The sequence below is a fragment of the Phycisphaerae bacterium genome (assembly GCA_041652575.1).
GTDB lineage: Bacteria > Planctomycetota > Phycisphaerae > Sedimentisphaerales > UBA12454 > UBA12454.
On sequence record JBAZHC010000003.1, the window covers coordinates 22,669 to 48,107 of the forward strand.

The window sequence follows — 25,439 nt, forward strand, 5'->3', positions numbered from 1 at the left end:
GATGCCGGTTTTTCAATCGAATAATTATTCGTCCAACTGTTCGATTTGGATAGGCTTGAATCTCTGCATTTCCGAGAACTGATTTTTGCCGAGCCTTACTTCCATAACGACGGTATTGTCGCCGGTATAGTCCTGTTTCAGAACGGTTGTATTTGACTTGAGATAGCTTTGAATTTTTCCATCGCCGGCACTTGCCGTTATCCTCACAAGCAGCATACCGCCGGTATAAATCTGGATGACTTTTTCTTTCAGGATATCCAGGTTCAATCCCGTCTTGGCGGAGATACTTATCGCATCGGGATAAATCGTCTGCATAAGTTCGAACTGCCCCTGGCTCCTGACAACATCGGACTTATTAAGCAGCATCAGCGTTTGCTTTTTGCCGCATTTTATTTCTTCCAATACCTGCTTAGCGTTCTCTATCTGATTTTCTGCGTCCACACTCGATACATCGACAACATGCAGCAGTAAATCGGCGTTGATTGCCTCTTCGAGCGTAGCCTTGAACGACGCGACGAGCTGATGCGGCAGATTTCTTACGAACCCGACCGTATCGCTAAGCAGCGCCTTTCGTCCGCCATCGAACATCCACTGTCTTGTTCTCGTATCGAGCGTCGCGAAGAGCCTGTCCTCGACATAAACACCCGCATCGGTAAGGGCGTTCATCAGGGTACTTTTGCCCGCGTTGGTATATCCCACAAGGCAGATTTTAAACAGTCCCCTTCTTGTCTCGATTCCTCTTACTATACGTTTGTCGATGCCGGCAATTTCTCTTTTAAGTTCGGTGATGCGTTTACTGACAAGTCTCCTGTCGATTTCGAGCTGTTGTTCGCCTGTTCCGCGTGTTCCGATACCTCCGACGGCGCCTGCCATCGGCCCGCCTACAGCGCCGGTTACGGTATCAAGATGCGACCACATTCTCGTAAGTCTCGGATATGTATATTCGAGCTGGGCAAGTTCCACCTGCAGTTTCGCCTGTTTCGTCTGTGCCCTGCTTGCGAAAATATCCAGTATCAATTCTCCGCGGTCAACGACTTTAACTTCTATAATCTCCTCAAGGTCTCTTATCTGACCGGGCGAGAGTGCATCGTCGAATATGACAACATCGGCTTTATTTCTCTTTACCCGCTGCCTTATCATCTCCGCTTTGCCTTTGCCGATGTATGTTGATGGATGTATGCGTGTTATTTTCTGCTGGACCCTGTCAACTACTATCGCTCCTGCGCTTTCAGCCAGTGCCGTCAATTCCGCCAGTTCATCGTCGTTTTTTGCATCTTTTTTAAGAATCGCCCCGACGAGTACGACTCTTTCATGCCTGACAGCTATATTTTCACGAAATTTTTCCAATTAAGTTTCAAACTCCTTAAAGTTAAGCAGCGGCTATTATAATGATTACCGCTGTGCAATTCAATTACAGTCTGTTTTCAGTACCGGCAGATTAAACTTCGTTTTAACGGTTTTTTTAACTTTTTTTTGCCGTTAACGGCCCGGTCTGCCCTGTTTTCTCTGCTTTTTGACTTTAAAATATTTTTAAAATCTTTCTTGCTAATGAACCGCGTTTTGGTATATTTACCGCCTTGTATTTAATGTTCTAACCATTTTTTTATTATGTCAATTTTGGAGACAGTCAAGTGAGAGATTTTAATCAAGGGGGCAGAAGAGATTTCGGACCACGCCAGATGTTCAAAGCAGTTTGCGGAGAATGCGGTCAGGAATGCGAAGTTCCATTCCAGCCTAAAGAAGGCAAGCCGGTTTACTGCAAAGCCTGCTACGCAAAAAAGAGAAATTCTTAATTCTCTGCGTACCACACTGTAGTCCTTGATTTTAGTGCGGTTTTTGCGCTGCATCTTTTCAGGTGTAGATTTTGAATCTGTGGTATCCTGCGGAGGATATGAGGGTGTATTATCTTCTCCAGGCGGCCTTACGGACCATTAGAGGCGGTAGTTGGATGGTCTTGTTACTGTTTGGGCTGGACTCGCCTACCGTTCCCCTATTGCTCGGATACCATACGAATCCAATACCGGCTTTTGCCGGGCCTAATAGACGGCTCAAAAATCCCCATTTTCTTGTTTTTTCTACAGTAACCATAATATTTTAGCCCTATATGATGTTCAATTCGGTTAAGGCTTTGCCTGTTTACTTATCGGTTGAAATATAAGCGGGCTTAACAGTTAATTTCCCTAAACAAGTTCTATACAAGAGCTTATTGGTCGCCATTTTCTCCCCCACTCATATCCGTCTATCCATTGACTAAGTTTAGTATTCTGGTATTATTCAGAAATTGTGAAATTTCACGATTAAATATTCGTATTTGCGTAATTGTGAACTTTTTGTGTTTTACTATGAATATTAGTGAAAAAAGCATAATAGAGCGGATAATTGTCCTTCGCAGGGATTTGGCAGGTGCCCGAGGGCGGAAAAAATTCGCTGCCTTACTTGGCCTGAACCCTTCTACATACAGTTATTACGAAAAAGACCGTGTTCCCCCTATTTCGATATTGCTCAAGATTTGTCAGTTATGTAATGTTGATATCGGCTGGCTGCTGACAGGGGAAAATATCGATAAATCCGAAAAAAATGGTCAAATTTCGGCTCAAAACAGTCAAATTTTCTCAAAATTCTGCAAAATTATCGAAAATCAGCCTGCTTCATCGGAAGCGATATCAGCGTTTTTAAATCTTCTTGAAGAAAAGGCCAATCTTGAGCGGAATCATAACCAGCCGCAGGTTTCATCGCAAGCCAGGTTCGGCTGGATTCCTGTATTAGGCAGAACCGCCGCGGGCGTTCCAGGTTTTTGGAGCAAGGCCATCGGCACAGATTCAAAGATTATCGAAACCCATCTCGAAGAGCTGGTGCAAAGACATATAAACGCTTCAATCGTTAATTCAATAACCGCTAACATCTCTGTCGATTCAGAGGTTAAATCCGTAATCCAGGCTTTAAACAATGCCCAGGCAAACCTTATACAAACTGCCGGCCGGGATGAAGAGCAAATCGTTCAATTCGTAGATTGCCCGCGGATGCACAAATTATTCCCCGACTGTTTCGCATTACAAATCGACGGCGACAGTATGGCTCCGCGTATAAACGATGGCGATATAGTTATAGTCAGCCCTTCCACGCCGGCCAGTTCCGGATTCCCTGCCGTTGTTCGCATCTCAGAGGCAATAGGCGTAACCTGTAAACTAATAAGGACAGAAGACGAGATGGTTCATCTTGTTCCAATAAACGAAAAATATGACGCAAAAATTGTTAAAAGAAAGGACCTTTTATGGGCCCTTGCCGTATTATGTCATATAAAACTGAAAAGCGTGGACTCTTAAGGGAAATTTGCCGATATTATAAGTATATTAAATAAATAAATTTACAGTTGTATAATATAAATACAGTAAGTAAAAAATTTATAATTATTTGGAGTAATCATTATGTTATTAAATTTCATTCGATTCATTTTTATCCTTGTAGTTTTCGCCGCCCTGTTCGTCAGCATCACATCGCAGGTTGCAGACCCGGCACAAGCTGAAAAAATCACACAAAATGAAATATGGGTAGCAGTTGTCGGCGGTCTTACGCTGGCAGTTCTGGTTTTGTTCATAGACTGGCTGCTGCCGAAAAAATCACTAAGTGCCCTTGCCGGTGTGTTCTTCGGCCTTATCGTCGGAATATTTTTCAGTTGGGCGATGTCATTAGTGCTGGATATGGTCAATGACGTGTTCAAACTCGGCCTTATGGACAGTAATCTAAAACTCACAAAATGGATTATGGGTATATGTATCTGCTATTTCGTAATCAGCTTCGTTATGCGCACCAAAGATGACGTTCGTTTCATTATTCCATACGTTGAATTTTCCCGCCAAACAAAAGGAATAAGGCCTCTCGTACTCGATACGTCAGTTATAATCGACGGGCGAATAGCGGATATCTGCCAAAGCAAACTATTCGACGCCCCGCTCGTAGTGCCAAGGTTCGTTTTGAATGAACTCCAGCTCATAGCGGATTCAGCAGACAAACTAAAACGCGTACGAGGCAGACGCGGCCTCGATATACTTCACAAACTGCAGGAAAATACGCTGATAGAAGTACAATTAGACGATACTCCCCCGCCGGGCGTTGATGCAAACGCTCCCGTCGACCAGAAGCTGGTAGCCTTTACCAAAAACTGCGACGGCAAACTTGTAACCAACGACTACAACCTGAGCAAAGTCGCGGCGGTTCGGCAGGTTGACGTAATAAATATAAACGACCTTACAAATTCGCTGAAAACAGTCGTACTGCCGGGCGAACCGATGACGGTACGGATAATCAAGTCCGGAGAAGAAGCCCAGCAGGGAATCGGATATCTCGACGACGGCACAATGGTGGTTGTCGAAGACGGCAGAGGCAAAATCGGCGAAAAAGTTCAAATTGTCGTAACAAGCGCACTGCAGACATCGGCAGGACGAATGATATTCGGCAAATACGAAAGACCTGTCCGCGACAATAATAACAACGGACAAGATGATGATAACGGCCGCGATGACAGACAGAACAATTTCAGACAAAAGAAGCAATATAGTTAGCCGATAACCGGTAATTAAATATTCCAGCCCCGACCTTAAACAGTCGGGGTTTTTTATTCGCAAATTGGGAATATGCGGGGATTTAGACCGAGGGATTTTATTTTTTAGATTTTGATTTTTTTCTGCATTTTCCTGACTTGCGTTTCAGGCATAAGAGGCATCTTTCATCGCTGCACATCTGGCAGAAAAAACAGTCTTTGCAATTATGCTTTTTAGTGCCGCCGCCTTGCGGTTGGTAAACTTTGCCCGGAATACCGGGAATTCGTATAAAAGCCATAGCAAATCCTGTCAATCCATTACTGCCGCTGGTACTTGCCCATCAGTGAACCTTCGGCGAGAATATGTCCCTTCATAGCGTCAAGCAGCTTCTGCTTGGTTGTCTCGTCCGGCAAATCAAGCATCGTATCCAGGGCATATATCTTGAAATAGTACCGATGTACTCCTCTGGGCGGACAGGGGCCGCCATAGCCGTATTCTCTGGAATCATTAACGCCCTGCCGGGAGCCGTCTGGAAGTTCTTTTACGGGCTGAATATTTTCCGCAAGTTCATTTGCATCAGCGGGAATGTTCCACATTACCCAATGAATCCAAATTCCTATCGGGGTGTCTGGGTCATCGCTAATCAGTGCAAAACTTTTCGTACCCTTCGGAACAGGTTCCCATTTCAGCGGCGGCGAAACGTCTTCGCCATCGCAGGTATATTTTGCAGGTATCATTTGTCCTTCTTTAAAAGCGCCAGATGTAATCGTGATAGTCATTTTCTCATCCCCTTTCTGTGCAATACTATTTTGACCAACACCGCACAATGAAATAAATAACATAAACATAATATAATATTTTTTATTCATAGCCGCACATCCAAAAAACAATTTTTTTCTGCCAAGCAAGCTCGGCTTGTTTCCATACCGAAGTAGTTTATAATCTTCCCAGGTGGCGTTGACGGTGCTTGAGTTGAGAAGCGAGAAATTATGCATGGATAAGACTGAACTGAGAGCTTTTTCCACGACTGACTGACCTACGCTATAAATGTGGAGTATTTGGCAGAAGAACCCCATATTTTTTCACTCCTATTTTTTTATCTAACTGCCATAAAAAATCAAAATATTCTCCTGTCGCTTTCGCTCCAGGCTCTGAACCCCCACCACAGGGGTGGGGGCTAAACATTTTTTCTAACCGATTTTTATAATTTCCTTCTTTAGGGCGGCGAAAAGTTTTGCCTGTTTAACTACGGCGATTTTTTTGCCTTTTTTATATATAAAGCCTTTATCTGCGGCGGCGCAAACGGCGATATCGGCATCGGCAGCCTCGCCGGGGCCGTTGACAACACAGCCCATTACGGCAACTCTTAACGGCTTCTTAATACCTTTGAGAAGTTTTTTTACCTGCTGAGCAAATCCAATCAAATCCCACTGACATCTGCCGCAGGTCGGACAAACAACTAATTCAGGTTCGCTGTTTTTATAAAGGCCGAGCGATGCGAGAATTTTTTTTGCGATTTCAACTTCGCCTACGGGGTCGCCTGCGATACTGATGCGAATAGTATCGCCAATGCCCTGCCATAAAAGCGAACCAATGGCGACTGAAGCGGGAACAATAGCATCTTCGGCAAGACCTGCGTGAGTCAGGCCGAGATGTATCGGGTAGTCGAATTTTTCAGCGATGGCGCAATTCGATTCGATGGTTCTTGCGACGTCGGAACTCTTAACGCTTAAAACAATATTATTGAAACCTCTTTTTTCAAAAAACCTGACATAGCCTGCCATTTCCTTTATCATAAGGCCTGTTCGTTTGGCAGGCTTTGTGTCGTGAAGAAGATTCCTGATGCTCGCCTCGTTTATGCCGACGCGGATGGCGATTTTGTGAGCCTTTGCGCAGTCGATTATCCGATAAATATCGTCTTTGCTTTTTATATTGCCGGGGTTGAGACGGATTTTTGCGGCGCCTGCCTCGATAGCCTCGATTGCCCTTTCAGGTGAGAAGTGAATATCGGCTATAAGCGGGATTTTTACCTTCCGCACAATTTTCGCAAAGGCGATACTATCCGGCCTTGTCGGAACAGCCAGTCTTACCAATTTTGCACCGGCGTCCGCGATGGCGTTTATCTGTTTTACGCAGCCTGCAACGTCAGTCGTGGCCAGTTTTATCATAGACTGAATTACAATGGGGCTGCCGGAGCCGATTTTGACTTTTCCTGCTAAAACTAAACGTGTTTTTCTTCTTTTTATCATAACCCTAAATTCTATCTTGTTTTATTGCTTTGGGCAAATTAAAATGGCGGCCTCTTGAAGATTAGTTATCTATATATACGATGTAAGAAACCATTAAAAATGCTGATAACCCCTGTTTTATTATTGCTGATAGCCTATATAGGGCTGGGAGCGGTGCTGTTTTTTATGCAGCCATCGTTTACATTTCAGCCGACAAAGGATTTGCTCTACAATCCCGGCGATATCGGGCTGGAATACGAGAAGGTTCAGCTTAAAACTCCTGACGGTCTGATACTGTCGGCGTGGTTCATACCGGCAGAAAAAGCGGAGTTTACCGTTCTTTTGTGCGACGGCAACGGCGGGAATATGTCGCATCGGCTCGACCTGATAAAAATCTTAAACGAGATTGGACTTAACTGTCTTATCTTCGATTATCGCGGTTACGGCGCCAGCGGCGGCAGGCCGACAGAGCAAGGCGTATATATCGACGCACGGACCGCATACGACTGGCTGATAAATGAAAAGAAGATTGAGCCGGAAGAAGTAATAATGTTCGGACAATCGCTGGGCGGCAGTATCGCGGCGCATCTGGCGAGCAATGTAAAAGTGCAGGGATTGATTATCGAAAGCGGCTTTACATCATATACCGATATCGGCCGGAAATTTTATCCGTATATGCCGGTAAAGCTGTTCGCAAGGTATGGGTTTAAGACAAGCGAATATCTGCAAAAAGTCAACTGCCCGGTACTTATTATTCACAGCCGAAACGATGAAATTATACCGTTCGAGTTCGGTCGGCGGCTTTATGAAGAGGCGGCAAAGGAGCCAAAGGAATTTCTTGAGATTACCGGCGGTCATAACGATGGTTTTCTGCAGTCCGGGCAGATTTACCGCCAGGGACTGAGCAACTGGATACAGTTTGTTAACAAATACAGACAGCAAAATGCTGTTAAGATAAAGATAGTTTCCTGATATGGCAAAAGAAAACGTAAAAATACTTATTCTCATTTCAGTAATCGTATTTGCCGGTTGTTTGATATTCATCGGTTTAAAAGAACACCGTCCGGCTGTGTTCGTTGATAATTCTTCGCCAAAAGCATGCGAAAGAATCGTTTCTCTGGCACCGAGTACAACCGAGATGCTTTTTGCGATGGGACTGGGCGACAAGGTTATAGGGGTTTCGGAATTTTCCGATTATCCGCCCGATGCGCAAAAAATACAAAGGGTCGGCGCGCTTCTTAATCCGAATTACGAAGCGATTGTGGCGGCAAAACCCGACCTTGTGATTGTGTTTGACGATATGGCCGGAATGGAAAATAAATTTGCGGCACTGGGGATAGAAACGCTTACGGTAAAACACGACAGCCTGAACGAAATACTCGACTCGATTGGAATAATAGGTCTCCGCTGCGGCAAAGAAGAACAGGCAAATGCGATTGTCAGTGAAATCAGAAATAAGATTAGTAAAATACAAAGCGAAACCGCCGATTCAAATCGTCCGAAAGTGCTTATATGCCTCGGACACGATTATTCGCAGGACCCGGCGACAAGGCCGCAGAATATTTATATCGCAGGCGACGACGGATTTTACAGCGAGATGATTAAACTTGCCGGCGGTCAAAACGCGTATACCGGAAAAATATCCTTTCCGCAGGTAAGTTTCGAATCCATAATCTCGATGAATCCGCAAATTATTATCGATATAGCGCCTGTCCAGGCAAAACCGACTGACAGCGAAATAACGATAAAACAGTGGAAAAATTTCAGCCAGGTCGATGCCGCCAGGAACGACAGGATATATGTTTTTCTGGAAAACTATACGGCTATACCGGGTCCGAGATTTATACTGACGCTCGAAAAAATAGCCCGTATAATAAATCCACAGCTTAATCGGCAGGAAAATGAACCAAACAGTAATTGAAATTGAAGATTTAAGTTTCGCGGCAACCGGCAAACAGATACTGGAACGGATTCGCTTTTGCGTATCCGCCGGGCAGAGACTCTTCATCGTCGGCCCGAACGGCGCGGGCAAAACAACGCTGCTTCGCTGCATGAGCCGAATAATTACCAACTGGCACGGCATAATAAACATAAAAGGGGTAAACATAAAAGACTATCCGCAAAAAAAACTTGCGAAAATATTAACTTATGTGCCGCAGGTTCTGCCGGCCGATATTGCCTTTACCGTGCATCAGTTTATTTTGATGGCAAGGTATCCACATCTGAGTCCGTTTTCGGTTATAGGCCCGGAGGACGAGAAAATCGCAGGCCAGGCGATGGAAATGACGCAAACCGCCTGCTTCGCGGACAGGGTTATGGCGACATTAAGCGGCGGAGAAAGACAGCAGGTAAGCATCGCCGCGGCAGTGGCGCAGCAGGCTGAAATTTTCCTGCTCGATGAGCCTGCCACGTATCTGGATTATAAACATCAGCGGGATATACATTCGCTGCTGGCAAAAATAAATAAAGCGTACGGCACAACAATCGTCTGCGTAACACATGATTTAAACTCCGCTGTGCTTAGCGCAGATACAATCATCGCGCTTAAAGACGGGAAAATTGTCTTCGAAGGGACAGCCGAAGAAATTATGAATGAAAATACGCTCGAAGAGATATACTCCAAAAAATTCGATTTCGTACAGCATCCGGCAACGGGCCAGAAAATTATTGTTCCTGACGTGATAAAATGAAAAGAAAAATCGCTTTTATACTGATAATCATATTCGCCCTGCTGGTGGTGTTTTTCACTCCATTTATCGGCTCGACAAAGATACCATTCTCTGTGCTGAAGAGTTTCGACCTTGCGACGACTACCGCACAAATTTTTTATTCTTTACGCCTGCCGAGGGTTCTTACCGCATTTTTGGCCGGAGCTGCCCTGGCGTGCTGCGGAGTGGCACTGCAGGCGATGTTCAGAAACCCGCTGGCTACGCCTTTTACGCTGGGCATATCGGGCGGCGCAGCTTTCGGAGCGGCGGTATATGTTATATTCGCGGCATCCATACCGATTATATACGGCGGGATAATGTTCTCTTTCGCGGGAGCACTCGGCGCGGTGCTTTTAGTCTATGGTCTGACGAGAATTAAAAAAGGGTTTTCCGTCGGCACAATGCTGCTTGCCGGTATCGCAGTAAATTTCTTCTTCTCGAGCCTGATACTGTTTCTTCAGTATAAAAGCGATTTTACACAGTCGTTTAGAATTATTCACTGGCTTATGGGAAGCGTCAACGTTACGAGCTTTCAGACGCCGATGGTTTTATTTGTTTTCACCGCGGCAGGAGCGGCAATCATAACTGCCCAGGGAATGAATCTTAACCTGATGAGCATAAGCGATGAAATAGCAATCTCAAGAGGCGTCAATATACTAAACACAAGGAAAATTGTGTTCATCGCGACATCGATAATGGTCGCAGGCGTTGTTGCTTTTTGCGGGCCGATAGGTTTTGTAGGCCTGATGGCGCCCCATATCTGCAGACTGCTGGTCGGACACGACCACAAGATTCTAACGCCCGCTTCGGTACTATTCGGCGGAGCGTTTCTGGCCCTGTGCGATACAATAGCCAGAACAATCATAGCCCCTGCGGAAATGCCGGTCGGCGTAATAACCGCCCTTTTAGGCGGACCATTCTTCGTCTGGCTGCTGCTGAAAGACAAAAGCATATCAAACCTTTAAACAAATCCTTTGCAATAAACGTCATAAACTGTTAATATATCAGGATATGGAACTTACAGATAATCTAAATATTGTAACTTTCAAGCCGCTGATTACGCCTGAGCAGCTAAAGGAAAAATATCCTGAAACTGAGCAGATAGCTCATCTTGTGGCTCAGTCCCGTATGACTATTCAGTCAATCCTGACAAATAAAGATAAAAAACGAATTATTATTACGGGCCCATGCTCGCTGCACGATAAAAAAGCCACACTCGATTACGCCAACAGATTAAAAAAACTTCAGGAAAAATACGCGGATAAACTTCTGTTTGTGATGCGGGCTTATTTCGAAAAGCCGCGAACAACCCTGGGCTGGAAGGGAATGTTATACGACCCTTATCTTGACGGTTCGGATAATATCGAAGAAGGCTTTAACAGGGCTCGTGAAATTATGCTTGAAATCGGCAGTATCGGCCTGCCCTGCGCGACGGAATTTCTCGACCCGATTGTGCCGCAGTATATCGCAGATTTAATTTCGTGGGCGGCAATCGGGGCAAGAACGGCCGAATCGCAGATTCACCGCCAGATGGCAAGCGGACTATCAATGCCGATAGGCTTTAAAAATTCAACCGACGGTAACCTCTCGCCTGCAATCGACGCTGTGAGGGCCGCGGCAAGCGCCCATTCTTTCCTGGGCGTCAGCCGAAACGGACAGGTTATCATCGCCGAGACCCGCGGCAATAAATTCGGACATATCGTTATGCGAGGTGGGTCGAATGAGCCGAACTACTCGGCTGAATATGTAGCCTTTGCAGGCATATTGCTTAAAAAAGCAGACATTCCGAATGGCATCATTATCGACTGCAGCCATGCGAACTCAAACAAGGATTACAGGCTCCAGCGAAAAGCCATTTTGGATGTTGTTAAACAGGTTGAGAACGGCACAAGTCTGATTTCCGGCGTAATGCTCGAAAGTTTTATTACCGAAGGCAACCAGAAACCCGCTAAACCGGAAACTCTCGCATACGGTCAATCCCTTACAGATGGATGTATCGGCTGGGAAGAAACAGAAGAGCTTATCAATATTTTTGCCGGCGCGGTAAAATTATAAAAGTGCCGTACTGAAATATCTTTCGGCCCTGTCGGGCAGGACGGTTGCTATATTACCCTTATATTTTTTCGCAAGCTGACGGGCCGCCCATACATTAGCTCCGGAAGAAATGCCTACAAGCAGGCCGAAATTTGTGCTTAATTGTTTGGTTGTGTCAATCGCATCCTCATCTGTAACTTCAAGCACCTCGTCTACAAGCGAAACATCCAGTACGGCCGGGATAAAGCCGTCGCCTATGCCCTGAATCTGATGCAGGCCTGGCTCGTGGCCCAAAAGAGCACTGACGTTTTTAGGCTCGACCGCAACGATTTTAGTATCTTTTTTATGTTCCTTAAGAAATTTACCTACGCCCTGCAATGTTCCGCCGCTGCCGACGCCTGCGACAAAACAGGCGATATCGCCGCTCATCTGCCGCCATAGCTCAACCGCTGTCTGCTCGTAATGGACGCGGGGATTATCAGGATTCTCAAACTGCTGCGGCACAAAGATATGTTTGTCTTCGGCGGCCATCTGGTTTACCTTTTCGACAGCACCGGCAATACCGCCTTCGGCACTGGTCAAAATCAGTTCGGCTCCGAGTGCGCGGATAAGTTTTTTTCTTTCCTCGCTCATATTTTCAGGCATAACTATTTTGACTTTGTAGCCTTTGAGTCTGCCGACAAGTGCAACACCGATACCAGTGTTTCCGCTGGTAGGCTCGACGATTATGGAGTCCGGCTTTAATCTGCCGTCGCGTTCGGCGCCTTCGAGCATAGCGAGAGCGACCCTGTCCTTTACACTGCCGCCGGGGTTCAGAAATTCGGCCTTGGCGTAAACATTTTCTCCCCTGAGCCTTATAAGAGGCGTGTTGCCGATTAAATCAAGAATGTTATCTGTGAGCATATATGTCCTTAATTTAAAACCGACAGAATATCGCTTTTTCACAGAAGCGTCAATTAGTTTTATCATAACAAACAACTCTTGCAGTAAAATGTGTTTAAGGTTATATTTACGTCCTTGTTTATAAAGGATTTTTAAATGGCAGATAAGTCAACCGCAAAGCCCACAACGGCAGAATCGGTAGCTAATACCTTCGAATGGCTGATAACGGCGTTTATACTTGCCTTTGTATTCAGGGCATTCGTACTCGAGGCCTTCCGCATCCCGACAGGCAGTATGGCAGATACGCTGATGGGCGACCATTTCTGCGTTCGCTGCACCGAGTGCGGCTACAGCTACGAATATAATTTCAATCCTTACATTCAGAAAAACTATAAAACATCCGTCGGCGGCGGGCTTTATAAACTCGTACCTTCGCCGCGATGTCCGAGCTGCGGTTATTACGAAAAAGCAAATACCGTCGTTCCAAAAGCAAACGGCGACAGGATACTCGTATTCAAATGCCTCTACCAGTTTGTCGAGCCGAAAAGATGGGACGTAATAGTTTTTAAAAATCCGACCGGGCCGAAGGAAAACTATATAAAAAGACTAATCGGAAAGCCCGGCGAGACGGTTGAAATAATCGATGGCGATATATATATCGATGGGAAATTAGTAAGAAAGCCGCCGAAAGTTCAGGAAGAAATGTGGCTGCCGGTCTATAATAACAATTATCAGCCGATACAGCCGATGGAAGGCAGATTTAACGAGCACTCCTGGCATCAGCCTTTTACCAACGATATGAATTCCGAGTGGCAATTCAAACCTTCAAGGCCTACAGAGTTTACCCTCGAAAGCGAGCCGGAAAAGATTAATACGATGTTTTACGATACGCTGAAGGGAAATAATTTCCAGGCCTGCTACGCTTACGGCGACCCGAGATTCTACAGGTATCAGCCCTACTGCAGCGATTTGATGATGAAATTTTACGCTAAAAGAGGCGATATACAGGGCGTTATTGGAATCGGTTTTACAAAATATCAGACGCTGTACAAGGCCCGATTCGATGCGGCCGGCCTGATGGTTATAGAAAAGATTGACTCAGCCGGCAAGAGTATCGAACTTGCCAGAAAAGAAATCCCCCGTGTCCGGCCGGACAAGGATTTTTTTGTTCGGTTCTCAGATGCCGACCATTTACTCGTATTTGAAATTAACAATTATAAACTTACTTATGACCTCGGCACAGGCAGGGATGATATGGGACCGCGGCTCAGCGATATTGAGCCAAAGGCCGTAATATTCGGTTCCGGCAAATTGACCGTCGAAAATGTAGAGCTTTACAGGGATATTCATTATCTGAGCACAAGATCCGATGCGAAGGATGAGGTGCTGCGGGCAGGTGAAGGAAATCCATTTACACTTGGGGCGAAAGAATACTTCGCTATGGGCGATAACAGCCCTGACAGCGCTGATTCGCGTCTGTGGTCGGTTGAGGGAATCGGAAATAACGGCATCAGTTACAGAATGGGTATTGTGCCGCGAGATTACCTGGTGGGTAAAGCGTTTTTCGTCTATTGGCCGAGCGGATTCAGAGCTGGCAATTCCAGAGTTGCTCTTATTCCAAATGCGGGGAAGCTGAGATTTATTTATGGCGGGAAATAAATATATTCTACTCGCTGACCGAAGAGACAGGAGTCAGATATTTGCTGATTACCTCTACTAAATGACCTCGGTCGATTGGTTTGGCGGTATAATCATCACAGCCGATTTCAAGGCACTTTTCTTCCGCTTCCTCCATAACATCTGCCGTTATGGCAATTATCGGAGTTTTAACTCCCAGATTGCGCAGCCGTTTCGTGGCGTCATAGCCGTTCATATTCGGCATCTGCATATCCATAAAAATCAGGTCAAATACATGTCCATTGACAGCTTCAACGGCATCGAATCCGTCTTTGGCTATCGTGACCACAAAACCAAGTTTTTCAAGCAGAAGTTTTATAAGAGTTTGATTGGTAGAATTATCGTCCACAACAAGCACCCTGCCTGAAAATTGGTTTTCCAATTCCACATTTTCCTGATTGCACTCATTCTTAATCCCTTGCGTATGGGTAAGATTTTGGTCTTGCTGATACCCATTAGTTACACCATTTACAGGTACATTAAACGTAAAGGTTGAGCCTTTGCCTTCCTGGCTTACGAAACTTATATCACCGCCCATCAGTACAACAACCTGTTTAGTTATGGCCAATCCTAATCCTGTTCCGCCGTATTTTCGAGTTGTACTGCCGTCGACCTGCGTAAACGACTGGAAAATTGCATTTTGTCTGTCAGAAGGAATTCCAATGCCTGTATCTACAATCTGAAACTCTATAAATTGTTTCTCTTCTTTCGTTATAAGTCCTACGGCCAGTTTCACATATCCATTTTCGGTGAACTTTATCGCATTACTGATAAGGTTAGTAAGACACTGTCGCAGCCTTATAGGGTCAGTTATTATCGTCTGGGGGATGTCTGACGCACAGGTAACTGTAAAATCGAGATTTTTCTGTTTGGCAGCCGGCCTCATTACTGATTCTACATTTGTAAGCATTTCAGGAACGCTGCATTCGATATTTTCAGTTTTTGTCCGGCCGGATTCAATCTTTGAGAAATCGAGGATGTCATTTACCAAACCAAGCAGATGCCTGCCGCTGTCGAGAATAAGTCTGACATATTCCTTCTGTTCATTTGCCAGCGATTCTTCAAACAAGACTTCGCTAAAACCGATAATGGCATTCATCGGGGTTCTTATTTCGTGACTCATATTCGCCAAAAACTGACTTTTGGCGGTATTTGCCTTATCAGCTTCTTTAGCCATTTTGTTTGCTGTGGCGGTTGCCTTTACCAGTCTTGCGTTTATTTGTTCAAGTTCAAGTTTGGCTTCAAGAAGGCTTGATTCGGTCTTTTTTCTTTCAATGGCGTACCTTATAGTTCTGACAAGCGTATATTCAAGCCCGCTGCCCTTTACAAGATAATCTTCTGCACCGCAGCGTATCGCCTCAAGACCTACTTCTTCGTCATCGAGGCCGGTAAGCACAATAATCGGGACATTCGGCACCAGACCGGATACTTTCTGGACGTTTTCTATTCCTCTGCTGTCAGGCAGATTCAAGTCGAGAAGAACGATGTCGAAACTCGAAGCCTTAAGCTTCTCCATCGCCTCGCTGAGTACAGGCGCAGAATCGATATTGAACCGTATCGTATCTGAAGCCTGGATTAAAACCAGCTTAACCAGTCTGCGATCAAGTTCGTCGTCATCAACTAATAAAACATTTAGTGTGTTGTCTGTTTGGCTCATGAGTTATCCGTTTACATATAGTAAACCAGTAGTCACTTAAAGTCTGCATAACAGCATGAAAATCGGGAAGCGTTACAGGCTTTTTGATATAACCGGCGGCCTGAAGTTTGAAACTTTCAAGTATATCCTTGTCAGAATCACTGGTCGTAAGAATCACGATCGGTATAATCTCAAGGTCAGGGTCCGATTTTATCTGCCTTAGGAACTCTCTGCCGCCCATGCCGGGCATATTCAAGTCAAGCAGAATCAGGTCAGGCATTGCAACTCCTTCGTCCGTTTTACATTTATGCAGATATTCAAAGGCCTCTTCGCCACTGCCTGCAACAACCGGCGCATTTGTTATACGCTGATCTTCAAGCGACATCTTTATAAGTTTCTGATCGCCTGGGTCGTCCTCGACCAACATTATTGTTACCGCTTTATATACTTTCATCTTGAACTCCTGATAATTTTAGCGATAATATTAAAACTTTTAAATTAACTGCTTAGCATAGCTGCGTTTGCAAGCCAGTAACGGGCCAGCTTTTCAAGAATCTCGCTGAACTCCCGCGGAGCAGCAGACTTCTGAACATAACCGGCAGCATGCATCGCATAACATTCTTCTATGTCCACTTCCGAATCGGATGTCGTAACAATGACAACCGGAATTGAACATAAATCATCATCAGCCTTAATTACTTTCAAAAATCCCTTACCGCCTATTCCGGGCATATTCAGATCAAGCAGTATTAAACCCGGTCTTGGATACTGCCACGAATCTTTCATGCCCGACCGCAAATAATCCAGTGCAGCCTCGCCGCTGGAAACAATTTCAATATTAACCCGGGCATTTTGGCTTAAAACAGCCGTTTTAATCAGTTTCTGGTCTCCCGGGTCATTTTCTACCAGAAGAATATTAACTTGTTTTTCCATACTTTCCATGTCGACCCCTTTCTATTCAGCTTATTTATATTAAGCTGTGAATCCAGTCCTCCGTTGCCGGCTCTATTAAACCGGCACCGTAATTATTCGAGATACTTATTTCAAAAAAAATCGACAGGTGTTTTTCATCTATTAGTTATTTCGTAAAAATCTCATTCCTCCTTAACTTTCATTTCGGCAGTTACTGATTTCTCTGCGACCGGTATTGTAAACCAGAACGTTGAACCCTTGTTCTCTTCGGATTCAATTCCTATCTGGCCGCCATGACGTTCAACTATCTTCCTGCAAACTGAAAGGCCAATGCCTGTGCCTTCGTACTCATTATTGCTGTGCAGCCGCCTGAACATCACAAATACCGACTGCTGATACTCAGGCTTAATGCCTATGCCGTTATCCTTTATCTCTATCTTAACCATACCGTCAACGGCAGATTTGCTGGTTATTGTTATGCGTGGAATATTATCCTTCTTCTGATACTTTATTCCGTTGGCGATGAGATTCTGCATAAGCTGACTTATCTGAACAGGGTCAACTTTAACATTAGGCAGAGGTTTCGGGATATCAATAACGACCTTCTTTTCCTGAAGTAATACGGAAAGTTCAATCTGTCGCAGTTGTTGAACAATTTTATTAAGGTCAACGACCTGAGGCGTATGTGTTTTTGTACTTACTCTTGAATAGGCAAGCAGCCCTTCAATCATACTATTCATTCGCTGAGCGCCTTCTATCATAAAATGGAGATTTTCAGCGTTATCAGCGTCAAGTTTCCCTTCGAGAGACTTCTGCAGCATTGAGCCGAAAGAAGAAATTTTCCGTAAAGGCTCCCGCAAATCATGCGATGCTATAAAGACAAAATTCTTCATCTCCTCATTTGTATCTTCAAGATTATCATTGAGTTGTTTCAGTTTCTTTTCGGCTTCTTTGCGCTCCGTAATATCGATAAAGGCTTCAAGCAGAATCTCTTCATCGCCGAGCCTGAGTTGTACAACGTTTTTAATAATTGGAATTACTTTTTTGTCTTTTGTAATCAATTTTCTTTCGGAATGGTCAACTTTCTGATTTTTATCAAGAATAGGACAATTGTTCAGTTCAGCCGGACACAAAGTTTTGTTGCACAACTGTCCCACAAGCTCATTTTCGCTAAAACCTGTAAGCTGTTGAGCAATGGCATTGGCCTGTCTAATTTTCTTGTCTTTCCCAATAACTACGACCCCAAACGGCATCGCATTTATCATATCCTGCAGAACTTTTTTGGACGTTTGGATTTCCTCTTCCGCTTCCTTGCGTTCTGTAATATTTATATCTGAGCCTCTATAGCCAATGAGATTGCCGTTATCATCGAGGATAGGAACTCCGCTGGTCATCAGCCAGATAACTCGGCCGTTCTTGTGTACATTCGCATTAACAAAACCTTTAAAAGGCTGTTTTTGCGCGAAACCTTCAAATGACAACCTTTTTAATTCATCTCTGTCTTTATCCAAAAACAGGTCATAAAAGTGTTTCTTCCCGACCATTTCTTCTGGTTTATATCCGAGCAATTCTTCAACAATCGGACTTGAATAAGTATATAAACCATCCGCATCGACTTCCCATATCCACTCGGTGGCATTGCTGACAATTTGCTGAAACCGTGTTTCGCTGCATCGCAGTTCGTTTTCCACTTTTTTACGCTCGCTGATTTCACGATTAAGACAGTCTATCGAGGTAGTGGTATGCTGCAGGTCGGCGGTCATCATATTAAAAGCATCCGCAATCTGCCCGATTTCATCGTATGTATTAATATTAACTCTTTTTTGAAGGTCCCGTGTTTTAGTGATATCCTTCATAGTATTTAATATGACCGTCAGAGGTCTGGTCAGCATAGTTGTCAAAATAACCAACAGCAATAAAGCACCCAGGATAAAAGTAGAAAATAACACAATATTGCATTTGTTGATTAACTTTAAAATATTGCTATTAATGATGCTGGCCGGCGAAGCTATCACAACAGCGTATTCTGAATGGTCCGGATTATCACCAAAAGGAAGGACGGCAAAATAAATATTCTCACCTTTCTCGGCGATGGAATAAACTTCTGGTTTTCCTGTATGGATGGATGAAATTATTTTCTGATGAAGAAGCTTTTTGCCCTGCTGGGAAGGGTCGCTATGAAAAATTATCGTCCCATCCCTGTCAATTATCATTGCCCGTGTGATATTTTCATTTTTTCTTACAATATCAAGACACTGCTGGTCGAACCCTTCGATATCCCTGGTTGATATCCCCAATGAAGTAATTCGTTTCAATTGTGTCTGAAGATTATCTCCCAGTATCAGTAATTTCGAATGCAGAGCGGCGCTGTAGTCTTTTCTCAGAATTTGACTGATAAAAAACAGATTCAGCGCGCTTGTGATAATCAGCGTAGCTGCAAAAGCCAACAGAATTTTTGTTCTTATACTCAGTTTCATCAATAACTCATTTTAACGTGATATCCTGTATGACTTTAGCGGTCAACAGTATATCGGCACTTGGTTTAATATTCAGTCTTTTGGCGGTTGCCAGATTAATAAGCGGGATTCCCTTTTCCGTAGAAATCATCGGAAATGCGGAAGGACTTTTGCCGTCAACCAGTATACCTCGGGCATATAATCCCGCCTGATATCCCTGCTCATATGCAGATACTGAAACGGTACACAGTGTTCCTTTCGATATCCTGTCTTCCCAAAATGAGAAATCCGGAAGGCTGCTGTTTGCCTGAAGCCATCTAAAAACATCTTCTATCGACACATTCTTTCCGGTTTCATCCTTAAATTCGAAAATACCCAAAAACCCCAAAGCGTCAACCTGATTCTGGTAAGCCAGAACCTTCTGTTTGAATTCAGCAAATGTTGGTATGACATCAAAACTAAGAATCTCTATATCCGAGAACTCGCCCTGCTGCTGTTTCATTTCCGCAATCAGAGCCGGCCACATCGCTCCGGTATCGGTAATCATCACAACTTTTCTGACATTGGGCACCAGTTTTCTGAGCAGACGAAAAGTCGCCGCATAATGCATTTTTTCCAGTACACCGGTTACATTTTCAGAACCGGTAAAACCGTATATTGCCGGATCTGCGTTAACCGCGCTGAAAACAATCGGAATTGAAGAATTAACATAATATTTTGTGACATATAACTGGGCATTATCATCACTGGCAAAAATAAGGTCCGGCTTGGAAGTGTCGATAGCACCGCGTATTTCTTTTGCGATTTCGAGCTTCCAGGCTTCGTCGCTTTTCCGCTTTGTATCCATCTGCATAACGTGGTACTGAACATTCAGCCCCTGCAGAGCATTCTGGAATCCGCCAAGCTGATTATCCGTCCATTCCCATGGCGAATTATAGCTCATAATATGAAGGATTTTATACTGTCTGTCAGGAATTGTTTTTATCACCTGCCGCTGGGGCCACAAATCGTTACTGGTATTATCATATGCCGAGGCTTTGAATGGGTCGAATTTCAAAAACAAAAATGTGCCGACGACAATAACTATTGCTGCTGCGGCAATGACGCCTATTCGCTTCCAGAGCATATTACTTTTGGAATTTAACATAATTGTTCTCCCAAATAGAATTCTGCACTCTTTACATTAATCATCTATGAAACTTTTTCTGCGGCAACTTCTGCTTCAGCAGTTACTGCTGCATCGGTAACAGGTATCGTAAACCAGAATGTTGAACCCTGATCCTCCTGGGATTCAATTCCTATCTGGCCGCCATGACGTTCAACTATCTTCCTGCAAACCGCAAGACCAATCCCAGTGCCTTCATACTCGCTTCTTGTATGCAGGCGCTTGAACATTACAAACATACCGCCCTGATACTCAGGTTTAATACCTATGCCGTTATCAGTTACCTCTACCCTTACCATACCATTGGCGGCAGGTTTACTGGTTATAGTTATGTGAGGAATATTATCTTTCTTCTGATACTTTATTCCATTAGCGATAAGATTCTGCATAAGCTGACGCATCTGTGCAGGGTCAACTTTAACAACAGGCAGCGGCTGTGGTATTTCCAGAGCAACATTCTTTTCCTGCAGCAGCACCGAAAGTTCAACCTGTTGCAGTTGTTTGACTATCTCATTAAGGTCGACAACCTGCGCCACCTGCGATTTCGAGCTTACTCTCGAATAGACAAGAAGTCCTTCAATCATTTTATTCATTCTCTGGGCGCCATCTATCATAAAACGAAGGTTCTCTGCGTCGTCAGTAGCAAGTTTGTCTTTGAGAGATTTGTCGAGCATAGAGCCGAAAGCGGTAATCTTCCTCAAAGGCTCTCTCAGGTCATGCGATGCTATATAGACGAAGTTTTTCATTTCCTGATTGGCTTCTTCGAGCTTATTTACGGCCTCGGCAAGGTCATCGTTTAATTTTCGAAGCTGTTCGTCCGCTTTCTTTCTATCGGTAATGTCCTCATAAGTTCCAATGATTCCGACTACATTACCGTTTTCATCGTGCAGCGGCACTTTATTCGTGTCAAGCCATGCCCGTTTTCCATTAGATTGCTGCTGCTGTTCAGTGATATGATATTGAGACGTATTGGAATCCACAACCCTGCGGTCGCATTCACGGAAGGAGTCTGCTTCTTCCTTTTTCCACCCCAGGTCATAATCCGTTTTCCCTATTATATCTGTAGGTTTATCAAGGCCTGCATCTCTGGCAAAATTGGTGTTACAGCCAAGGTAAACCAAATTTCTATCCTTCCAGAATATGGACTGAGGTATATTGTCCATAACAACCTGCAGCATTTGTTTGGCCTTGCTAAGTTCTGCGGTACGCTCCTGTACGTTTACCTCCAGGCCTTCTTTGGCATCGAGCAATTCCGAGTCTCGTTTTTGGATTTGCTCAAGCATTTCGTTAAACGCGTCAATAAGCAAACCAATTTCATCATTACTCTCTTTTAAGGCACGGCAGGAATAATCCTTCTTCTCTGAAACAGCCTTTGCGAGCTGGGCCAAATTTAAAATCGGTTTGGAAATAACCGCCTGAAGCCGCGTTGACACCAAAAATACCGCGAGTAAAGAAATAAATATTACAATTATGATTATCTGGATGCTGCGTTTCAGCGTCGTATACATAAGCTTTAAATCTGACTGCAGACAAACCGTACCAATTATTGCGTTATCAAGAATAACCGGGCTGGACACTGTCAGAAAGCCGTCACCAAAACTAAACCCTGTTTTCTTAAACTCACGAGGAATTGTCTTAATCTTATTATCAGGGCGATAATATGCCGCAAAAAGTTCGTTCTTGTCGTTATAAACACAAGCAAAGGTAATGGAAGTGTCCACATGAAGAGACTGCAGTGTTTTCTCTGCGTCTTTGTTGTCCTGAAAAGCCAGAGCCGCTTTGCAGTTATCCGCTATCATTTCCGTCCGGGTTGATAAATTTTGCACTATTGTATTGCGAAACATATTTTGCTCCCAGCCTATAAATGCCACTCCGGCCATGACCAATCCTGTGAGACATGCGAGCATGACAATCGCCATAAGCTTGTATTTAATCGTTATGTTTCGCAAAATACAGTTCATTATTGTTTAGCCTTCTTCAAGGACGCTTCACCGATTACATTTTTCGCCAGCCTTAAAAGCTGAGACCTGATTTGAAGTTTGGCTTGCGCAGCGGCCGCAACATTGATTTCAAATCGAATCTTTCCCTCTTCCATTATGAAATTGATAATTCCGCCGCCGGCTTCAAGGAAATCCGACATATCTCCAACCGTCAGGACTCCATAGTCTTTAACCAAATCTGTGATTTCCTTTGCAGCCGCCTTCTCTGAATTGCAGATGAATAATAAATGACATTTTCTGAGAGCCTCTATTGTCTTATCCATCTCGGCCTTATCCGATTTTTTTAGTTCTTCAAGTCCCTTAAATCGTTTTACAATTACTTTTCTATCCTTGGCCTGTTTGTCTTTTATGGGTTCAAAGGCGCCTTCAAACGGGTCTTTGCCAATGATACCTATAACTATGGGCTGATTATTGTCGCCTAGTTTTTCCTCCGGCCAATCCACGAACATAATAAAGTTATACAGGAATGCCGCCTTAACCTGGTATTCACGGCTGGATGCGGATTCGGCGCGGGTTTGCACCCCAAAGAGCAAGACCAAAAACAAAACTGCAAAAATATAAGTTCTAATTTTCATTTTTTGCTAATAGCTTATAATCCTTGCTGTTAAATACTAATCGGCACAAAAAAGGCGGCTATTAACGAAGCATTCGCTGTTTACGCATAAAAATGGGGAAAATCACCTTAATCAAATCATTATAGGTCGTTTTGAAATGACTGGTTTTAAATCTGGACCAGTCGAATATGCCAAAAACTCCGCTGTCCGATAATCATCCATTGCCCTCATATATTTATAGAGGCTGTTCTGTCGCAGTGATACTAAGTTTAGAATGTATATGTTACTGATACGCCAAACGCCGGCGACACTATATTGTACTCTTCGTTACTCCAGCGATCACTGAACGACTTAACTGCGTTGAAATCCTTTTTGAAAAAGCCCAGGATATTATAGGCATCAAATCGTACAAGGAGGTTTTTACTCGCCTTATACTGAGCGCCAAGATTAAGGAACGCACCGCCATTATAAATGTGTTGGTCATTTATCCATCGGGCATAACCAGGATCTCCCGGATTAAGGTAATGTCCTAAGGACCTTCTCCATGCGACAAAATCTTTCTTACCCGGACAACCCCAGTCGACCTGTATTGAGCCATCGACGCTCAAGCGATCGGTAACGTCATACTCCGCACGCAGCTTGGTGCAATGATTGTCAAAGTTAGCAAAGTTCATACCGTAGCCCTGTCCTGCGGCCGTAAGGCCCGTCCATTCAACGTTGCTTGCGGGGCTGTAACTGAGCAGTTTTGTATAGGCATGCGAAAATGTGATGCGCATTCGGTCTGTGCGATAGGTTGCCTCAAGTTCGGCGCCGATGGACCGCATCCTGCCCAGCGGCTTCTGTGAACCATTGCCAATTCCAGTATCTATCTCTTCCTGAGAGCGGCCGCCCCAACCCATAGGTTCCTGGATATTATAGAATACAGAACCGGCCAGCCACAGTTTTTGAGTCTGTTGACGTTCGTAACGCAGTTCGTACGAATCGATAGTCTCGAAATCGGCGAGGTCCGGCTTACCGATAGCCTGATTCGCAAGATAACCCGCACGCAGCGTCTCATCATAGTTGGACCGGCACGACCTGGTGTACATCAGTTTGATGGTATCTTCCTCTGTAGGAGTCCATACCAGGGCCGCACGAGGAGAAGGCATCATATTATGCAGATAATTATTCCAGTCGATGCGTCCGCCCAAAAACATTGTCCATGCTTCAGACATACGCCACTGATACTCACCCATAAAACTTTTCAAATCGGTACAGAAAGGGTCACCACCAAGATTATTATATGTCGAGTGGTCTTTCAGTCTTGCCCAGTCCGGTAACGTATCCCAGCCCCCAGGCAGGTTGTTAACAGCGTGCGACCACTCGCCGCCGACCGTAACTTGATGATTGTCATTTGGTGTCCAGTCTAACATTAATTTAATGTCGAATTCATCACGCCGCCAGCTATACGCATTGGCCATATTATACAAATCATAATCCTCATGGATGTCGAAACTGAAAGATGGGGTTAACGCGAGTGTCGGACCAATTTCGAAGCGATTGCCAATATAGCCGGTAAGCTTTCGATATGCGTCCGCATCAGATAAAAATTCTGCCGGATGATCGGGGTTCGGAACGCCCGGGGTATAACGATAATGACCGCCTTGTGTATACCGTATCCATGTTTCGAGTCCGCCCAAGTTGTACTGGGCATGTACCTTGACCTTCGGCCAATTGTCAGTGGACCGATTTCCAAAGCCGGCACTGCCGTATCGCTTTTCGCTACTCTCCCGAGTATCGCCCTCGTATGTGTACACCCGCTGGGCATCATCCCCGCTGGCGCCGGGGTAATGGCTAAAGCCTCCATACAAGAACACACCCTCGTCGTCGGAGATTCGGTGACCATATTTGAGTTCACTGGAGTAATACTCTTCAATGGAACCTAATCGGGCTGTAGTCTCCAGGCCCTCGAATGTCAGGCCGTTATCTGTAATAATATTTATCACCATAGCGATTGCGCCGGGACCATACAAAGCCGAACCTGGTCCGCGGATGACATCAATGTGGTTAATATCTTTGAGCATGGGCAAGTCTCGCTCGGCCATAGCGCCATAAAAAAATCGTTCATTCATAAGCCTGCCATTAACAAGCAGCAGATATTTATCATCACGGTCACTCATAATGCCCCGGATACCTATATCTTCATATTCATTCCGGTGGAACTGTTTTTGGAGTCCCGGCACTGTAATCAGCAGAAGTTCATCCAGGCTGCGGGCGCCTGTTCGCTGGATGTCATCCCTGGTAATAGTGGTCATAGTTGCAGGGACTTTTCTTCGAGTCGTCTTCGTCAAAGATCCTGAACCGGAGATTTCGGTATTCATTAACTCCTCAAGAGACATCTCAAAATAATTTTCTTTATTGTTCGGGTCCTTCTCTATGGCAGATGCTTTCACACTCAAACCGCAAATCAACCCTGACATCAATAAAAACAGAAACCAGCTTGTTCGCTTTTGTGTGTACACAACCACTTCCTTTCAATTATGTATTACTTTCTCAAGTAACTAAAAAACAAAAGAGCTTGCCTACGCGGTATTCTTTTTTTTACTTAATTTGAGCTTCTAATTATGAAACTATAAACATTGTATTATGTATCGACTTTATTAGTGGTTT

23 protein-coding genes are annotated in these 25,439 nt (G+C 44.4%); 9 read left to right on the top strand and 14 right to left on the bottom strand.

Annotated elements, in window-relative coordinates; genetic code table 11:
* Positions 1-24: 24 nt before the first annotated feature.
* A complete protein-coding gene (hflX, locus tag WC496_03025) occupies positions 25-1,347 on the bottom strand; it encodes a GTPase HflX (protein ID MFA5291986.1) in 1,323 nt (440 codons plus the stop codon).
* 284 nt (positions 1,348-1,631) lie between these two features.
* Between hflX and WC496_03030 the strand changes: the two genes are divergently transcribed.
* Positions 1,632-1,793 carry a CxxC-x17-CxxC domain-containing protein gene (locus tag WC496_03030; GenBank protein ID MFA5291987.1) on the top strand — a complete coding sequence of 54 codons (162 nt, stop codon included), beginning with the start codon at positions 1,632-1,634 and terminating at the stop codon, positions 1,791-1,793.
* 109 nt (positions 1,794-1,902) lie between these two features.
* Here WC496_03030 and WC496_03035 read toward each other — a convergent pair whose 3' ends face one another.
* Positions 1,903-2,088, bottom strand: a complete 186-nt coding sequence (locus tag WC496_03035) for a hypothetical protein (GenBank protein ID MFA5291988.1) — start codon at positions 2,086-2,088, stop codon at positions 1,903-1,905.
* Positions 2,089-2,342: 254 nt separating this feature from the next.
* Here WC496_03035 and WC496_03040 point away from each other — a divergent pair, with 254 nt between their 5' ends.
* Complete coding sequence (locus tag WC496_03040; GenBank protein ID MFA5291989.1) at positions 2,343-3,323, top strand: S24 family peptidase; 981 nt, start codon at positions 2,343-2,345, stop codon at positions 3,321-3,323.
* Positions 3,324-3,425: 102 nt separating this feature from the next.
* Entirely contained in the window at positions 3,426-4,559 is a 1,134-nt protein-coding gene (locus WC496_03045; protein MFA5291990.1) for a TRAM domain-containing protein, read from the top strand.
* 97 nt (positions 4,560-4,656) lie between these two features.
* On the opposite strand, the gene WC496_03050 is transcribed toward WC496_03045, so the two are convergent.
* The 3 genes from WC496_03050 to ispG form a co-directional block, all read right to left on the bottom strand.
* Positions 4,657-4,836 (bottom strand): hypothetical protein, encoded by a 180-nt coding sequence (locus WC496_03050; GenBank protein ID MFA5291991.1) that lies wholly within the window; start codon positions 4,834-4,836, stop codon positions 4,657-4,659.
* Between the two features lie 19 nt (positions 4,837-4,855).
* A complete protein-coding gene (locus WC496_03055) occupies positions 4,856-5,317 on the bottom strand; it encodes a YbhB/YbcL family Raf kinase inhibitor-like protein (protein ID MFA5291992.1) in 462 nt (153 codons plus the stop codon).
* A gap of 411 nt (positions 5,318-5,728) precedes the next feature.
* Positions 5,729-6,787: a flavodoxin-dependent (E)-4-hydroxy-3-methylbut-2-enyl-diphosphate synthase gene (gene ispG, locus WC496_03060; GenBank protein MFA5291993.1), complete on the bottom strand. Its 1,059-nt coding sequence runs from the start codon at positions 6,785-6,787 to the stop codon at positions 5,729-5,731.
* A 99-nt stretch (positions 6,788-6,886) separates the two neighbouring features.
* On the opposite strand from ispG, the gene WC496_03065 reads away from it, so the two are divergent.
* Genes WC496_03065 through WC496_03085 form a run of 5 tightly spaced genes read left to right on the top strand, consistent with a single transcriptional unit; the run spans position 6,887 to position 11,529 of the window.
* Complete coding sequence (locus tag WC496_03065) at positions 6,887-7,738, top strand: alpha/beta hydrolase (GenBank protein ID MFA5291994.1); 852 nt, start codon at positions 6,887-6,889, stop codon at positions 7,736-7,738.
* A 1-nt stretch (position 7,739) separates the two neighbouring features.
* Positions 7,740-8,687 (top strand): helical backbone metal receptor, encoded by a 948-nt coding sequence (locus WC496_03070; GenBank protein MFA5291995.1) that lies wholly within the window; start codon positions 7,740-7,742, stop codon positions 8,685-8,687.
* Positions 8,668-9,456, top strand: coding sequence for an ABC transporter ATP-binding protein (locus tag WC496_03075; GenBank protein ID MFA5291996.1), 789 nt, complete (start codon positions 8,668-8,670; stop codon positions 9,454-9,456). Before WC496_03070 ends, WC496_03075 begins: the two co-directional genes overlap by 20 nt.
* Entirely contained in the window at positions 9,453-10,439 is a 987-nt protein-coding gene (locus WC496_03080) for an iron ABC transporter permease (GenBank protein ID MFA5291997.1), read from the top strand. Before WC496_03075 ends, WC496_03080 begins: the two co-directional genes overlap by 4 nt.
* A 46-nt stretch (positions 10,440-10,485) precedes the next feature.
* The gene (locus tag WC496_03085; GenBank protein ID MFA5291998.1) at positions 10,486-11,529 is read left to right on the top strand and encodes a 3-deoxy-7-phosphoheptulonate synthase; all 1,044 of its coding nucleotides are present in this window, start codon (positions 10,486-10,488) and stop codon (positions 11,527-11,529) included.
* Here the strand turns inward: WC496_03085 and cysK are convergent.
* A complete protein-coding gene (gene cysK / locus WC496_03090) occupies positions 11,524-12,411 on the bottom strand; it encodes a cysteine synthase A (protein MFA5291999.1) in 888 nt (295 codons plus the stop codon). The genes WC496_03085 and cysK overlap by 6 nt on opposite strands.
* A gap of 135 nt (positions 12,412-12,546) precedes the next feature.
* Between cysK and lepB the strand changes: the two genes are divergently transcribed.
* Entirely contained in the window at positions 12,547-14,049 is a 1,503-nt protein-coding gene (gene lepB, locus WC496_03095; GenBank protein ID MFA5292000.1) for a signal peptidase I, read from the top strand.
* A gap of 7 nt (positions 14,050-14,056) precedes the next feature.
* Here lepB and WC496_03100 read toward each other — a convergent pair whose 3' ends face one another.
* The 8 genes from WC496_03100 to WC496_03135 form a co-directional block, all read right to left on the bottom strand.
* Positions 14,057-15,724 carry a response regulator gene (locus WC496_03100; protein MFA5292001.1) on the bottom strand — a complete coding sequence of 556 codons (1,668 nt, stop codon included), beginning with the start codon at positions 15,722-15,724 and terminating at the stop codon, positions 14,057-14,059.
* Positions 15,684-16,157 carry a response regulator gene (locus WC496_03105; GenBank protein MFA5292002.1) on the bottom strand — a complete coding sequence of 158 codons (474 nt, stop codon included), beginning with the start codon at positions 16,155-16,157 and terminating at the stop codon, positions 15,684-15,686. Before WC496_03105 ends, WC496_03100 begins: the two co-directional genes overlap by 41 nt.
* Positions 16,158-16,201: 44 nt before the next feature.
* A complete protein-coding gene (locus tag WC496_03110; protein ID MFA5292003.1) occupies positions 16,202-16,636 on the bottom strand; it encodes a response regulator in 435 nt (144 codons plus the stop codon).
* 161 nt (positions 16,637-16,797) lie between these two features.
* Positions 16,798-19,092, bottom strand: a complete 2,295-nt coding sequence (locus WC496_03115; protein MFA5292004.1) for a PAS domain S-box protein — start codon at positions 19,090-19,092, stop codon at positions 16,798-16,800.
* 7 nt (positions 19,093-19,099) lie between these two features.
* Positions 19,100-20,218, bottom strand: coding sequence for an ABC transporter substrate binding protein (locus WC496_03120; GenBank protein ID MFA5292005.1), 1,119 nt, complete (start codon positions 20,216-20,218; stop codon positions 19,100-19,102).
* A gap of 44 nt (positions 20,219-20,262) precedes the next feature.
* A complete protein-coding gene (locus tag WC496_03125) occupies positions 20,263-22,197 on the bottom strand; it encodes an ATP-binding protein (GenBank protein ID MFA5292006.1) in 1,935 nt (644 codons plus the stop codon).
* Positions 22,197-22,811: a YfiR family protein gene (locus WC496_03130; GenBank protein MFA5292007.1), complete on the bottom strand. Its 615-nt coding sequence runs from the start codon at positions 22,809-22,811 to the stop codon at positions 22,197-22,199. The genes WC496_03125 and WC496_03130 overlap by 1 nt, the downstream gene beginning before the upstream one ends.
* A gap of 248 nt (positions 22,812-23,059) precedes the next feature.
* Positions 23,060-25,291, bottom strand: a complete 2,232-nt coding sequence (locus WC496_03135) for a TonB-dependent receptor plug domain-containing protein (GenBank protein MFA5292008.1) — start codon at positions 25,289-25,291, stop codon at positions 23,060-23,062.
* Between the last annotated feature and the right edge of the window lie 148 nt (positions 25,292-25,439).

What these genes read in the sequence shown, in the direction of transcription:
- WC496_03055 (MFA5291992.1), bottom strand. Translation starts at nt 5,317, where the DNA reads ATGACTATCACGATTACATCTGGCGCTTTTAAAGAAGGACAAATGATA.
- WC496_03075 (MFA5291996.1), top strand. Translation starts at nt 8,668, where the DNA reads ATGAACCAAACAGTAATTGAAATTGAAGATTTAAGTTTCGCGGCAACC.
- WC496_03110 (MFA5292003.1), bottom strand. Translation starts at nt 16,636, where the DNA reads ATGGAAAAACAAGTTAATATTCTTCTGGTAGAAAATGACCCGGGAGAC.
- WC496_03050 (MFA5291991.1), bottom strand. Translation starts at nt 4,836, where the DNA reads ATGGCTTTTATACGAATTCCCGGTATTCCGGGCAAAGTTTACCAACCG.
- WC496_03080 (MFA5291997.1), top strand. Translation starts at nt 9,453, where the DNA reads ATGAAAAGAAAAATCGCTTTTATACTGATAATCATATTCGCCCTGCTG.
- WC496_03100 (MFA5292001.1), bottom strand. Translation starts at nt 15,724, where the DNA reads ATGAGCCAAACAGACAACACACTAAATGTTTTATTAGTTGATGACGAC.
- WC496_03085 (MFA5291998.1), top strand. Translation starts at nt 10,486, where the DNA reads ATGGAACTTACAGATAATCTAAATATTGTAACTTTCAAGCCGCTGATT.
- cysK (MFA5291999.1), bottom strand. Translation starts at nt 12,411, where the DNA reads ATGCTCACAGATAACATTCTTGATTTAATCGGCAACACGCCTCTTATA.
- WC496_03130 (MFA5292007.1), bottom strand. Translation starts at nt 22,811, where the DNA reads ATGAAAATTAGAACTTATATTTTTGCAGTTTTGTTTTTGGTCTTGCTC.
- WC496_03065 (MFA5291994.1), top strand. Translation starts at nt 6,887, where the DNA reads ATGCTGATAACCCCTGTTTTATTATTGCTGATAGCCTATATAGGGCTG.
- WC496_03120 (MFA5292005.1), bottom strand. Translation starts at nt 20,218, where the DNA reads ATGTTAAATTCCAAAAGTAATATGCTCTGGAAGCGAATAGGCGTCATT.
- WC496_03035 (MFA5291988.1), bottom strand. Translation starts at nt 2,088, where the DNA reads ATGGTTACTGTAGAAAAAACAAGAAAATGGGGATTTTTGAGCCGTCTA.
- WC496_03045 (MFA5291990.1), top strand. Translation starts at nt 3,426, where the DNA reads ATGTTATTAAATTTCATTCGATTCATTTTTATCCTTGTAGTTTTCGCC.
- WC496_03115 (MFA5292004.1), bottom strand. Translation starts at nt 19,092, where the DNA reads ATGAAACTGAGTATAAGAACAAAAATTCTGTTGGCTTTTGCAGCTACG.
- WC496_03040 (MFA5291989.1), top strand. Translation starts at nt 2,343, where the DNA reads ATGAATATTAGTGAAAAAAGCATAATAGAGCGGATAATTGTCCTTCGC.
- ispG (MFA5291993.1), bottom strand. Translation starts at nt 6,787, where the DNA reads ATGATAAAAAGAAGAAAAACACGTTTAGTTTTAGCAGGAAAAGTCAAA.
- WC496_03070 (MFA5291995.1), top strand. Translation starts at nt 7,740, where the DNA reads ATGGCAAAAGAAAACGTAAAAATACTTATTCTCATTTCAGTAATCGTA.
- WC496_03125 (MFA5292006.1), bottom strand. Translation starts at nt 22,197, where the DNA reads ATGAACTGTATTTTGCGAAACATAACGATTAAATACAAGCTTATGGCG.
- lepB (MFA5292000.1), top strand. Translation starts at nt 12,547, where the DNA reads ATGGCAGATAAGTCAACCGCAAAGCCCACAACGGCAGAATCGGTAGCT.
- WC496_03105 (MFA5292002.1), bottom strand. Translation starts at nt 16,157, where the DNA reads ATGAAAGTATATAAAGCGGTAACAATAATGTTGGTCGAGGACGACCCA.